The 12,931-nt window shown below is 68.9% G+C and carries 9 protein-coding genes and 3 pseudogenes; 9 read left to right on the top strand and 3 right to left on the bottom strand.

What is annotated here, in order from left to right; translation table 11 throughout:
- Positions 1-152: 152 nt before the first annotated feature.
- Positions 153-947, top strand: coding sequence for an IclR family transcriptional regulator (locus tag OG858_RS39590; RefSeq protein WP_327725469.1), 795 nt, complete (start codon positions 153-155; stop codon positions 945-947).
- A gap of 254 nt (positions 948-1,201) precedes the next feature.
- A complete protein-coding gene (locus OG858_RS39585) occupies positions 1,202-2,587 on the top strand; it encodes an MFS transporter (RefSeq protein ID WP_327745425.1) in 1,386 nt (461 codons plus the stop codon).
- A 129-nt stretch (positions 2,588-2,716) separates the two neighbouring features.
- Here OG858_RS39585 and OG858_RS39580 read toward each other — a convergent pair whose 3' ends face one another.
- A complete protein-coding gene (locus tag OG858_RS39580; protein WP_327725467.1) occupies positions 2,717-3,229 on the bottom strand; it encodes a LysR family substrate-binding domain-containing protein in 513 nt (170 codons plus the stop codon).
- 283 nt (positions 3,230-3,512) lie between these two features.
- Between OG858_RS39580 and OG858_RS39575 the strand changes: the two genes are divergently transcribed.
- From OG858_RS39575 to OG858_RS39560, 5 genes are all read left to right on the top strand, one after another.
- A complete protein-coding gene (locus tag OG858_RS39575; RefSeq protein WP_327725466.1) occupies positions 3,513-3,950 on the top strand; it encodes a hypothetical protein in 438 nt (145 codons plus the stop codon).
- A gap of 5 nt (positions 3,951-3,955) precedes the next feature.
- The gene (locus OG858_RS39570; RefSeq protein ID WP_327726114.1) at positions 3,956-5,080 is read left to right on the top strand and encodes a DNA cytosine methyltransferase; all 1,125 of its coding nucleotides are present in this window, start codon (positions 3,956-3,958) and stop codon (positions 5,078-5,080) included.
- A gap of 296 nt (positions 5,081-5,376) precedes the next feature.
- Complete coding sequence (locus tag OG858_RS48340; protein WP_406202009.1) at positions 5,377-6,282, top strand: M6 family metalloprotease domain-containing protein; 906 nt, start codon at positions 5,377-5,379, stop codon at positions 6,280-6,282.
- A gap of 124 nt (positions 6,283-6,406) precedes the next feature.
- Positions 6,407-6,823: a proprotein convertase P-domain-containing protein gene (locus OG858_RS48335; RefSeq protein ID WP_406200481.1), complete on the top strand. Its 417-nt coding sequence runs from the start codon at positions 6,407-6,409 to the stop codon at positions 6,821-6,823.
- Between the two features lie 166 nt (positions 6,824-6,989).
- Entirely contained in the window at positions 6,990-8,066 is a 1,077-nt protein-coding gene (locus OG858_RS39560; RefSeq protein ID WP_327725464.1) for a ferritin-like domain-containing protein, read from the top strand.
- A 79-nt stretch (positions 8,067-8,145) separates the two neighbouring features.
- Here the strand turns inward: OG858_RS39560 and proY are convergent.
- Positions 8,146-9,038, bottom strand: a pseudogene (gene proY, locus OG858_RS39555) (proline-specific permease ProY); the annotation flags it as partial.
- A gap of 8 nt (positions 9,039-9,046) precedes the next feature.
- On the opposite strand from proY, the pseudogene OG858_RS39550 reads away from it, so the two are divergent.
- Positions 9,047-9,393 (top strand): annotated as a pseudogene (locus OG858_RS39550) (ZIP family zinc transporter); the annotation flags it as partial.
- 39 nt (positions 9,394-9,432) lie between these two features.
- Here the strand turns inward: OG858_RS39550 and OG858_RS39545 are convergent.
- A complete protein-coding gene (locus OG858_RS39545; protein WP_327725463.1) occupies positions 9,433-11,667 on the bottom strand; it encodes a hypothetical protein in 2,235 nt (744 codons plus the stop codon).
- 129 nt (positions 11,668-11,796) lie between these two features.
- On the opposite strand from OG858_RS39545, the pseudogene OG858_RS39540 reads away from it, so the two are divergent.
- A pseudogene (locus OG858_RS39540) lies at positions 11,797-12,339 on the top strand (malate synthase A); the annotation flags it as partial.
- Positions 12,340-12,931: the final 592 nt, after the last annotated feature.

Genomic DNA, 12,931 nt, shown 5'->3' with positions numbered 1-12,931 from the left:
TCATGCGCATGCCCGGACTCCTTTCATCGGTGAGTGGGACCGTCGGTGACCTCCGCAGCCGACGGCGGCGGCGTCTTTCTCGCGTCATCCCGTGAAGGGCCTCAGGAGCCCGAGGGTGAGATTCCGCGATCGGCCTCGCCGGGGTCAGTACGATGTCCGCTGAATGGACATCGAGCAGGGGAGCCAAGACGGCCAACAGCAACGACCGCGGGCGCACGGTCACCTCTCGGGCCCTGGCGATCCTGGGGGCGTACACGCCGGAACGCCCGGAGCTGACGCTCGCCCAGATATGCCGGATCACCGGCCTCAGCCACGCCACCGCGCACCGGTTGGCCGGCGAACTGACCGCGTGGGGAGCGCTGGAGCGTGTCCCCAGTGGCGCCTACGTCATCGGCCTGCGGCTGTGGGAGCTGGGCAGCCTCAACCCGCGGGGGCTGCCGCTGCGCGTGCGGGCCATGCCGGTGATGGAGGACCTGCACGCCGCCACGCAGCAGCACGTGCAACTGGCCGTCCTCGACAGAACCGACGCCCTCGTCGTCGAACGGATCTCCACGGCGGAAGCGGTTCCGGTGGTCTCCGGGGTCGGGGGACGGCTGCCCCTGCACGCGTCCGCCGTCGGGCAGATGCTGCTGGCCCACGCCGGCGAGGAGCTGTTTGGTGAGGTCGTACGGCACGGCCTCACCGGCTTCACACCCAGGACCATCACCGATCCCGCCGCACTGCGTGTGGCGTTGGCGGGGTGCCGGCGGACCGGCGTCGCCATCGTGCGCGAGGAGATGAGCCCGGACGCCTACTCGGTGGCGGCACCGATCACCGACGCGCAAGGGCGCGTCGTCGCGGCCCTGTCCGTGGTGGGCGCCGATGCCCGGACCCACCTGCTGGTACCGGCGGTCGTACTGGCCGGCCGCGGTATCTCGCGAGCCCGGAGGGCCGACGCCAGGATGTGAGGTGCTCGCACCGAGCAGCCTCCCCCGCACGAAACCAAATGTGCATACACCCATGTTCGTAACATCGCACCAACCAAACAGCACAGGGTCCTTTCCTGCACGTAACTCTTTACAGGCCCGTATCAGTGTGCACACTTAGCGATGCGAGGCGAGTAGCACACGATCCCGCCAGAACATCGGGAAGAGCCGTCGCCCTCGCCTCCCCAGCGAGAGAACCCTCACCGCAACAGCAGAGCCATGTGAGAGGAACCGTCATGCACGAAGACAGCCGCGGAGGAAGTCGTGGCAACGCCACCTGGCCCCCGGTGACACTGCTGGTACTCGCGATCTGTGGGATCACCGTCGTGGCCGACGGGTACGACGTCGTCGTCTACGGCGCGGTGATTCCGTCCTTGCTCCACGAACCCGGATGGGGCCTCACTCCCGCCGGTGCCGGTCTGATCGGTTCATTCGCTCTCGTCGGGATGCTCTTCGGAGCCACGACGGTCGGCACGCTCACCGACACTCTGGGCCGACGCAAAATGCTGATCGGCTGCCTGATCTGGTTCTCGGTGATGACGGGCCTGTGTGCGACGGCCACCACTCCGGAGGTGTTCGGCCTCTTCCGCTTCCTCGCCGGCCTCGGTCTCGGCGGCGTGCTGCCGACCGCGAGCGCGTTGGTGGGTGAGTACTCGCGCCCCAGGACGCGCAACCTGGTCTTCGCGATCCTCTTCAGCGGTTTCCCCGTGGGCGGCATCATCGCCGCCCTCACCGGAATCTTCGTGCTGCCCCGGTTCGGCTGGCAGACGATGTTCGTCCTCGGCCTCCTCCCGCTCGTCCTCGTCCTGCCACTGGCCATCAGGTTTCTGCCGGAGTCGATCACATTCCTCCGGGCGAAGGGGCGGCACGCCGAGGCGGACAGGATCGCGGACCGCTGGAACATCACCGCGGACGACACACAGCACGGCGTACCGGCACCTGAGCAGAGCCCGTCCGGTACCGACTCGGGCGGCATGTCGCCGGTACGGGCCCTCTTCTCGCGCAGCTACATCGGAGCGACGATCTGCTTCCTGGTGATGACGTGCCTGTGCCTCTTCATGATCTACGGCTTCAACACCTGGCTCCCGGAGATCATGCGTCGCGCCGGCTACTCCACGGGCTCCTCGCTCGGATTCCTCCTGGTGTTCAACATCGGAGCCGTCGTCGGCACGATCGTCATCTCGCTGGCGGCCGACCGATTCGGCTCCAAACCGATCATCACCACGACCTACCTCGTGTCCAGCGTGGCCGTCATACTGCTCAGCCTGCGGCTGCCCACGACGGTGCTGTACGCGGCCGTCGCACTGGGTGGCGTCGGGGCGATGGGCACGCAGTCGTTCGTCCTCGCCTATGTCTCCAAGCACTATCCGGTACGCATGGGCGCCACGGCGATGGGCTGGACGCTGGGGTTCGGCCGCCTCGGCTCGATGCTCGCCCCGCCGCTGCTCGGGCTCATCATCGGAGCCGGGCTGGCGTTCCAGTGGAACTTCTACGCACTCGCCGTACCCGGCGTCATCGGTGCCCTGCTGGTGGGGCTGGTTCCCCGCGCACCGGAGGCGGCAGCGGCCACGGGTCACGGGGGTGTCGGCGGGACCGCGCGTCCCCTCGCGGGGCAGACGTGAGAAACAAGCCCGGGGTGACGCCCGTACAGCCGCCTCACCACCGATAGGACCGCGTACGTGGGCAGGGCCTCAGATGAGGCCCTGCCGCCCTGTTCTCCACGCCGTCGCCGTCGAGGCTCGATCGGCTGGTCACCGCCTCACGCATGACTCGATGACCGCTGCGACCTGTTCCGCGGCCGGTGAGTTCGGGCCCGCTCGGCGCGCCAGACCCAGGTCGACGGTTTCCGTCTCGACGAGCGGCAGGTACGTCACCCCGTCGAGGCGGAGGCTCTGCACCGACTCCGGGACCAGGGCGCCGCCGTGGCCCGCGGCGACGAACACGACCAGCGTCGCGGTCTCGCCGACCTCGACCAGAGCGGCGGGCTCGAAGCCGGCCGGGGCGCATGCCGCGAGGACCCGGCCGTGCATGGAGGAACGGTCACGGGAGGGGTGGACGACAATCGGCTCGTCGGCGAGTGCCGCGAGGGGGATCTCGCGGCGGCCTGCCAGCGGATGGCCCGTGGCCAGGACCGCCACCAGCCGTTCGGACCGGAGGATGGTGACCTCGACGGCGGCGTCCACCGGCGTGCCTGTGCGCAGGAGAGCCAGGTCGTAACTGCCTCCGAGCAGGCCGTCGACCAGGCTCGGGATTGAGCAGCTCACCGCGCAGTTCCAGAACATAGCGGACGCTGCGCGCATCAGTGCAGGTCAGCCGTGTCCCGGTCTGCTGACGGTTAGCGAACTGTCAGCGTCGGTCGTGGAGGAGTCGGCAACCGTGAGTTCTGCTGCCCTGGTTCGTGGGATGGGGTCGTTTTTCAAGGAGTGTGAGCATCCGCGGTCGCGGTGGTCGAAGTGCTCTCATCCTTACAAGGTCCGGTACAGGTCTGCGGCCGGGAAGCAGGTGAAGGAGTCCGGGTTTGCGACCCAGGACAGGGCGATCGCGTGTTTGACGGAGGTCTACAACGCGAAGAAGGCGGCGCCCAGGGGCCAGGCGAAGGCGGAGCGGATCGCGACGTACGGGGCGATGCGGTTCGAGGAGTACGCCGCGGAGTGGAAGGCCGCTCAGCGGGATCTGGGACCGGCCTCCATGGTGCACGTGGAGTCGCTGCTGAACATCCATCTGCTGCCGCTGCTGGGCAGCCGGCGCATGAACACCTTCGACCACAAGGTGGTCGAGGGCTTCCACCGCTCCCGTGTCCCTCTCGACCAGGCCCCCATCGACCACGTCACCGCCGCCGAATGGGCAGCACGCCAGCAGGAACTCGACGACCGGCCCACCACGGTGGAGGAACAGGAGCACGGCGTGGTCGACGGCTGCTCCCCCTGGGCCTGCCGTGGCGCCGGACCCGAGCCGGTGCAGGGCGACTACGGGCTGGCTTCTTGAGGCGGATCGTCCTCGACCTGTTCGCCGGCCCCGGCGGCTGGAGCCACGCACTCACCGTCCTCGGCGCGCGGGACATCGGCCTGGAATGGGACGAGTGGGCCTGCAAAACCCGTGCCGTGGCGGGGCAGTTGACCATCCGGACGGACGTCGCTCGCTATCCGACGTGGGTCTTCTCCGGCCGCGTAGTCGGGCTGATCGCCTCTCCGCCGTGTCAGGCGTGGTCGATGGCCGGCAAGCGCCTCGGGCTGGTCGACCAGCCGCTCGTTCACCAGGCCGTCGCCGACCTCGCCGCCGGCCGCGACACCCGCGAGCAACTGCTCGGCGCGTGCGCGGACGAACGCTCTCTCCTCGCGGCCGAACCCATGCGCTACCTACACGCCCTCAACACCGTGGGCGAGCCCGAATGGGTGGCCATGGAGGAAGTCCCCGACGTCCTGCCCCTGTGGAAGCAGTACGCGGCCATCCTGCGCGGCTGGGGCTTCTCCGTGTGGACCGGCATCCTCAACGCCGCCGACTACGGCGTACCCCAGACCCGGAAGCGGGCGATTATGCTCGCCTCCCGCGTCCGCACCGCCGAACCCCCAGCGCCCACCCATGCGAGAACGGCAGAGCCAGAGTCGTTGTTCGGTCCGGGCCGCGCCCGCTGGATGTCCATGGCCGAGGCCCTGGGCTGGGGCGCCACCGACCGTCCCGTGCCCACCGTGTGTGCCGGCGGCGGACCAGGAGGCGGCCCCGAACCCTTCCCGTCCGGCTCCCGCAAGACCCTCACCAACGCCCGCGCTCGCGGCACCTGGACATCCCGCCTCGACACGGAGATGGTTGTGGCCTCTCCGCGCGAGGGCTCCGGCGGGGCCGCGAGGCGGGGTTCCCGCAAGACCAACTCGGTGGCTACGCCAGCTCCTACGTCCAGCGCCGAGGTCTACCGCTGGTCGTGGTCCCTGCGCAGCAACAACCAGGTTCTTCTGCCCTGTGCGCCTCCGTCCCCGCCCGCCACACTGAGGGCGAGAGCCCTCGCGCGCCCTATTCCCGGGAGGTGTCCTGCGATGAGTGGCATCTTCGGTGACACCCTTACCTTCAGCTACCTTCAGCCAGGAAGAGGGCGGCGACGTCGAGCTCGTCGCCTTCGGTGACGACAAGGTACGCACGGTACGAAACCCTGGACGGCTACACCGTCATCTACGATCCCGATCGCGGAGCCTACGTATACGCGCACACCGACGGCTCCGGCGCCGAACGCCGGTTCGTCTCCAGTGGCGTACTCCTCGGATGATGGAGATGCTTCCGGAGGAGGAAACGGGCCGAGACCGACCTCGAGTCGTTGCTCACCTTCGGCCCGGTCAAGGGCCTGCTCCCTGGCTTCACCCTGACGAAAGGCGATGTCCAGGGTCTGACGATCCTGGTCGACTTCCCGGACACGCCGACGGAGGTGACCGTCGACGACGTCTCCGCCCTGCTGAACAGCCCCAATTTCACCGCCAACGGCAATCGGTGCTCCGTGAAGGAGTACTTCCGCACGATGTCGACGGGCCGGCTCAGGTTCACCAACACCGTCGTCGGCCCGCTCCGCATGAGCCGGCCCCGGCTCGCGTACGGGCTCAAGCGGAACCGGGGCAAGCTCGTACCGGAGGCTCTCCAGGCGGCTGTGGACGCCGGTGTGGACTTCAGCCGCTTCGACTCCCTCGGACGGGGCGTCGTCGACTCCGTGTGCATCATTTACGCGGGGCGGACGGAGTTCCTGGAGGACCTCTGGCCGCACAACTCGCGTTTCCCCTCCGAGATCGACGGCGTACGGACGGACTTCTACACCGCCACGAGCATCGGTGACACGGCGGCCGACCTGAGCATCGGCACCTTCTGCCACGAGAGCGGACACCTGCTGTGCAGATTTCCCGACCTCTACGACTACGGAACCATCGAACGCGAGGGTGACGACTTCACCAGCGCCGGCATGGGCACCTACTGCGCCATGGCCGGCGGACAGCCTGGGCGACGGGTTCCTCCCGTCCGCCGTCTGCGTCTACCTGCGCCGCCTGGTCGGGTGGACGCGGGATGTCGACATCTCTGTGCCCGGCTCGTACGAGGCCAAGCAGGGCGAGTACGAGGCGCTGATCTACCACAACCCCCAGCGCAGGAACGTCGAGTACTACCTTGCGGAGAACCGCAGCAGGCTCGGCTTCGACTCCCGCCTGCCCTCCAGCGGGCTCGCCGTCTACCACTGCGACATCAAAGGCTCGAACGAGTTCCAGCAGGGCACCCAGGTCCACCACTACCAGTGCGCGCTGCTCCAGGCGGACGGCCACCTGGACCTGGAGACCGGCCGCAATTCCGGTGACGGCGCGGACCTCTACGGGCCGACGGCCGGCACCGCGGTCTCGCACAGCAGTCGGCCGCCGTCCCTGTGGTGGGACGGCAGCGAGTCCGGGCTGACCATCTCCCGTATCAGTCCCCCCGGTGAGGTGATCACCTTCCGTACCGGCGAGGAGAGCACTGCGGGCAGGCTGGTCAGCGGCGAGTCGGCACCTCAGGCCGCGATCCCCGAGGACGACGCCGGCGGTCTGACCGATGCCATCACCCTCGAAGGCGCGGGCACCGTCCGGGAACTGACGGTGACGATCGACATCGAACACCGGCGCATCGGCGATATGCGCGTGGTGCTGCTGGCGCCCTCGGGCCGCCGGGCCCTGCTCCACAACCGCACGGGCGGCGACACCAAGAACCTGCGGCTGACTCTGACGTCACAGCCGCCGTCGCTGCTCGCCCCACTCGTCGGCGACGCGGTGGCGGGCAGCTGGAAGCTCAAGATCACGGACGCGGTCACGCCTGCCGCCGGGACCCTGCGCAGCTGGAAGATCGCCATCCGCACCGGCACCTGACTGGTGGCTCCGCCCGGGCACAGCGGGCCGACGGCTTCGTCAGGGGCCGCCTGTCCGCACGTCCTCCACCGAACGGGTGGACTCGATGATCACGCCGCCGCACGTGGTCGGCGGCCCGGTCGGACCGCTTCATGATGGCCGCATATTCGCAGGAGACGAGGTTCTCGTGTCAAGTGTGGTCAATCATCGCAGCAACGCGATCGTCGAACTCATGCGGACGCCTGCCGCCGAGCATGACGAATTGTGGCTGAAGAAGGCACTCCAGCATGCCATCCTGCTGGAACTGGCGACGCTTCCCCCCTATTTGTGCGGGCTGTGGTCGATCGAGGACGAGGACCAGGGGACGGACGCCTTCCAGACGATCCACACGATCGTCTTCGACGAGATGTCGCACATGGGCTTGGCGTGCAACATGCTCACCGCCATCGGCGGGGTGCCGCGCATCGCCGACGCCGGCCTGGTGCCGGTGTACCCGGGGAAGCTGCCTGGTGGTGTGCAGCCCGACTTGTCGGTCGCCCTCATGGGGCTGGGCAAACCCGCCCTGGACATGTACTCCCAGATCGAGCGGCCCGACGACCCGGTCGTCGAGGATCTGGACGCGCACACCTCGATCGGCGCCTTCTACCAGGCGATCCTCGACGCCTTCCGCGCCCGGCCCGAGCTGATCAAGGGCACCCGACAGCTGACCAAGAACATGGCGTCCCACGGCGCGGGCAACAACATCGTCGCCCTCACCTCGCTCGACGACGTCGAGGCGGCCGTGAAGATCATCAAGGAGCAGGGCGAGGGCACCACCGCGGCGCCGGACAACCCGTTCCCCGGCGGTACCGGGGAGCTCGCCCACTTCTACGCGTTCCGGCAGCTGTTCCACGGGCGCCGGCTGATCCGCGTGTCGGAGGATCCGCCGCGGTTCGACTTCCAGGGCGACGAGATTCCGATGCCCCGCACCCTCCCGATGGGAACAGTGCCGGCCGGCGGCTGGGCGAAGGGCGGTGTTCCCGTCTCCGACGAGGTGCGTACGAACCTCGATGCCTTCAACCGCCACTACAGCTCGCTGCTCCGCCTCCTGGAGCGTGCCTGGCAGGCGGATCAGCCGGGCACGGCGACGCAGTTGCTGGGCCAGGCGGTCGGGCAGATGTTCCAGTTGCAGGAGCCCGCCCGGGCCTTGATGCGCACGCCGCTGCCCGACGGGAGCGGGAACACCTACGGACCGGAGTTCCGCTACGTCGAGGATGAGCCGTAAACACCCTCCCCCGTACAGCGGGGCGCCCTGTCGTGGTGGTGCGGGTCAGCCGCGCGGGCGGCCCGCCGGCGACCGCGGCGCGCGCCGCGAGCTGCGGGTTGCGGGCCTTGAGGAACGCCCACCCGATGGGGAGGCACACGGCCCAGCCGGCGCCCACGTACAGCGAGATGCGGCTGTCCGGGTCGATGGCGATGAGGCCGGTCACCATGAGGAGGAACGCCACCGCGATCCAGCTGCACACCGTGCCGCCCGGCGCCGGGAACGAGGACGCGGGCAGCAGGCGGCCGGCGACGACCGCGCGCCGGTAGAGGATGTGGCCGACGAGGATCATCTCCAGGTCCAGATGCCGGCCGCGGTGGCCACCGAGGTGACGTAGCCGAACGCCTTCTCCGGGACGACGTAGTTCAGGACCACTCCGATGCCCCATCAGGGCCACGGAGAGCGTGATGCCGACGGCCGGAGTCTTGGTGGGGCTCAGCCGCCCGAGCGCCTTCGGGGCCTCGGCGTTCGCGGCGAGGTCACGGAGCATGCGGCCGGTGGAGTACATGCCCGAGTTGCAGGAGGACAGCGCGGCCGTTAGGACAACGAAGTTCACGATCGCATTGCCCGCGGGGATGCCAATCTTCGCGAAGGCCGCGACGAAGGGGCTCACTCCCGCCTCGAACTCGGTCCACTTGACCACCATCTGGCTCACACTGAGGGCACCGACGTAGAAGACGATGATGCGCCACGGCAGCGTGTTGATGGACTTGGGCAGGGTCTTCCCTAGGTTCTCCGACTCGCCCGCCGTGACACCGACGAGCTCGACGGCGAGGACGCGAACATGACGCCCTGAAGGGTCATCAGGCTGGAGCCGATACCCTTGGGGAAGATGCCGTCGTGGGCCCAGATGTTGGCGACCGCGACGGTGTCACCGGCCTGGCTGAAGCCGAGGGTGACGACACCGAGGCCGATCACGATCATGCCGATGAGCCTTCAAGGGCAGCACGGTCAGTCTCGTGACGGTGGTCGCGGTGTTCATCAGCAATGTGCCGAGGGGCTGTCCAGTTCCGCGGGGATAAGGCGGGCGGGCCGCAGCAAGGCGTATGTGTTCGGCGTCTGGGGGGCGATCGCCCTGGCCAGTACGGTGGCGGCGGTGCTCGGGTACGCGGTGGTGGGCGGACTGTCCACCGCCGTGGTGGCGGCGGTCACCGCGGTGGCGGCCGGCGCCATCCTCGCCATGATCGCTGACACCATGATCCCGGAGGCCTTCGAGGACGCGCACTTGGCCATAGGGCTGATCACGGTGTGCGGGTTCCTCGTGTCGTTCGCCCTGTCGCACGCCTGAACCGTGGGCCGGCCGTACCGGCGGCCGACCCGGCAGCGGTCAGGGCCCGTAGCGGTGCTCGCCCGAGAGCATGTCGCGGACGCGGCGGGCTCGCGCCTCGATGTCACGCCGGACGGCGGGGTGGCGCGTCCTCTCGCTGAGGAGGCTGACCATGTCGTCCACGGTCCGCTGGGCCTGACCGGAGCGACCCGCCCTGGCCTCCATCAGGGCGCGCCGCTTCATCACCCAGCCCAGGGTGAGGTTGTCGACGCCCCGGTTCTCCACGGTGGCGTCCACGACCTTGTTCAGCTGGTCGATGCTCTCCTCGGGGGCGGCCTCCTTGATGAAGGGCTTGCCCTCCGCCGGCAGGTACTTGAAGTCGCGGGACGCGTTCGCGCCCTTGACCAGCCGGGGGTAGACCGCGAGCGGGTGGTCGGGGTAGCGGTCGAGGGCCTCCTCCAGCGCGTCACGGCCGACGCGGAGGGCTTCGCTGTGGGAGCCGAGCAGGTAGAAGAGCATGCCCTGCTCGTCGCCCATCATCAGCTCGGCCATGTGCTCGTCCTCGTCGGTGCGGGGCGGGCGGACGGTGATGTGGTGCACCGGCGAGAGCACCCGGGAGCCGTCCGAGGCGACGTACTGCGCGCGCAGCTGGTACCGGCCGGTCTGCTGGAAGGACAGGCCGTCCTTGCCGTATCCGATGTACGCGCTCTTGTAGATCGCGGGCCGCTCGCCGTCGAGGCGAATGGCCTCGGAGTCCTCGACGCAACGTGTCAGCGGTGGCCGGTAGACCCTGGTGTCGCCGGAGGGGGTGCGCATCACGATGGTGACGAAGCCCTCCTCGGGGTCGAGGTGGCCGTGCGTGGCGCGCCCGTTGAGGTCGGTGGTGGACAGCTTGAGCTCCACGACCACCGGCTGCCCGTACCGGAAGGCACCGGGCGAGCGCAGCTCCAGGGCGAGGCCGGAGTGGTTCACCACAGGATCGCCGAACAGGTCGGCGTCGATCTCGGCGCCACCGGCCTTGAAGGGGTGCCCGCCCATGGCCACGTCGCGGTAGAAGCCGTGTCTGAGGTGGATCAGCTCGTTGTCGGTGAACTGGAACGGGAACGCCGCCCAGTAGGCGGCCTCGCCGCCCGGGGCCGGGGGCGGGGGCTGGTACTGCCACGTGTAGTTCATCCACGAGAGGTCGCCGAGGCCCCCGTTGGGGCCGAGGGGCTGCGGAGGGATCGCGGTGTTCTTGTCCCAGGAGTGCAGCAAATTGAAGGCGTGGCCCAGTTCGTGGACGTAGGTGCGCAGCTGAGCGCGCCGGCTGGCGGGATCCGTGCCCTGGATGGCGTTGTGGAAGACCGCGGCGCCCTGCCGCTGGAACGCTCCGCCGACGTCGAACATGATGCCCCGGGTGCCGTTCCTCACGTACGCGGTGGCCACCAGCATCCAGACCCGCCAGAGCGGGGCGTCCCGCCAGAGGGTGAAGTGGTTCTCCATGGCGTTGTGCAGCTCGGAGAGGTCCCACTTCGCGTCCGTACCGGCCGCCGCGAAGTCGATGACGTTGGGGGTGCCCGCCAGCTGGATCTCGATGCCCGCCTCCTCGTACGCCTTCGGCACCGTGAGGGTACGCGGCGGGCTGGAGGGCGGCTGGGGCAGGGAGCCGGTGTCGTACGAGATGAACGGGACGGTCCCGGCGACGGAGTCCTGTTCGATCTGCACACTGCGCAGGTGGGGTGACACGAAGGAGCACAGGTAGGTGGCGCTGGGCGCCGCAGTCGGACCGGCCGAGAACTGGACGGTGGCGGTGCCCGGTCGGGGCGGCAGGCCCGTGCCCCGGGGGATGGTCACCCGGACGTGCCTGGAGCTGCTGGGGAAGCTGAACCTGCCCTGCCCATTGAGTGTCACCGTTCCGGGTGACTGGGTGATGGTCGGGGCCTCGACGACGAAGGAGCCGGCGTAGCTGGAGGTGGCGCCGCTGTTCTGGAAGAAGTCGCCGCTCACGCGCATGGTGGGCCGGACGCCGTCCACGTCGACGCGCAGTTCCAACTCAACTCCGGTGCCGGAACTACGGTAGCGGCCGCGTACCAGGCGTTTCACGGGCTGGGCCGTGGCCCTGAGCGCGGCGTGCGCCTCCAGCTGCGCCACCCGGGCCTGGAGCTGTACGGCCTGCTCACCGCCCTCGAGTTCCGCGGCCGCGGTCATCTCCTGGAGCTGTGTCATCTCCTGCCGCGCGGCCAGGTCCTCGAGGTCGACCTCCAGCGATGACTGTGCCTGGCCGTCCAGGGCCGTCGGGTCGGTGATCATCGACATTGAGGGTGGGTACTCCTTGTGTTCCGGCTCCATGTATCGCGGCCGGGCCGCACCTGACGGCGGGCGCCTTGACCGGGCCGGATCCGCCGGCCGGCTTCCAGCCCACCACAACGCAACCGGACCTACCCGCCACGTGCGGCCGGGCGGGTGGCGGCGGCAGTGCCCCACGTCCTCTCCGACCTAGAGGAGATCCTCTACGAGCTGCGCGAGCGCAGCTCCGGCCTCAACGCCGACCGCTGGGACTACCTCTTCAGCCTGATCAAGACCTTCGGCTACCGCACCGAATTTCTGCTGCCCGACCGCGCCAGGGTCACCATGACCGCCCCGTTCATGCGCGCCTACACGGAACTACTGGTGCGCATGCGCACCTGCCACAAGCGGGGTGCCCACGCGATCGGCGGCATGGCCGCCCACATCGCCAGCAAGGACGCGACCGCGAACGGGGCCGCGCTCGCCAAGGTCCGGCTCGACAAGGAACGCGAGGCCGAAGACGGCTTCGACGGCTCCTGGGTCGCGCACCCCGGCCTCGTCCCCGTCTGCCGCGAGGTCTTCGACGGTGTCTTCGGCGACCGGCCGCACCAGATCGAACGCACCCGCGACGACGTCGACGTCCGCGCCTCCGCCCCGCACCCAAGGACGGCGATTGCGATCCCCTCGCCCCCAGGCGACCGCCACGCCGCCAATCCGGGCTCGCCACAACCGCGAGCTGGCCTTCGCTCTCCCATGAGCACCTGAAATGCAGCACTGCTCCGCGAGTTACGCCCGCCCAACCGATCAAGACCAAGATCCGGACCATATACGGGCCAAGACCCCAGTCAGAGTGAGTACGATCTTCATTCCCCCTGGTCACAACGCTATGAATGCTGTACCACCAGCAGACGAAGAACCTGCCGGGAACAATCCGAGACGGCATCCCCCTCCGGCAAGCAGCACCCAGATCACTCACTGCCACAGACACTCACGCCTTGTGGAACTGCTACAAGACGGCAGGCCGAGCGCCAGGTCCTGACACCAGGGTGCAACTCGGTCGCCCGGAAAGCCGGAAGGCCATCAGGTGACCACTCAGCCGACGATGGCCACCCCACACCCGTGAAGGTAGAACACGAGCCACCGGCGGCACCTGATGACGCGTCAGTAGAGTTAGCAAAGGGTTAGCAAGAGTCCTGCCACAGCCGCCCACAGACAGCCAGACCCTGAAACCGCTCAGCCCCGGAAACCGTAGTTGCGGCACACGCACCTGCTCCCCCGCGAGCGGCCGCCGAGC

It is taken from the genome of Streptomyces europaeiscabiei, assembly GCF_036346855.1.
In the GTDB taxonomy this organism is placed as follows: domain Bacteria; phylum Actinomycetota; class Actinomycetes; order Streptomycetales; family Streptomycetaceae; genus Streptomyces; species Streptomyces europaeiscabiei.
The sequence above is the reverse complement of the archived record's forward strand: the minus strand, read 5'-3'. Positions and strand labels throughout refer to the sequence as shown.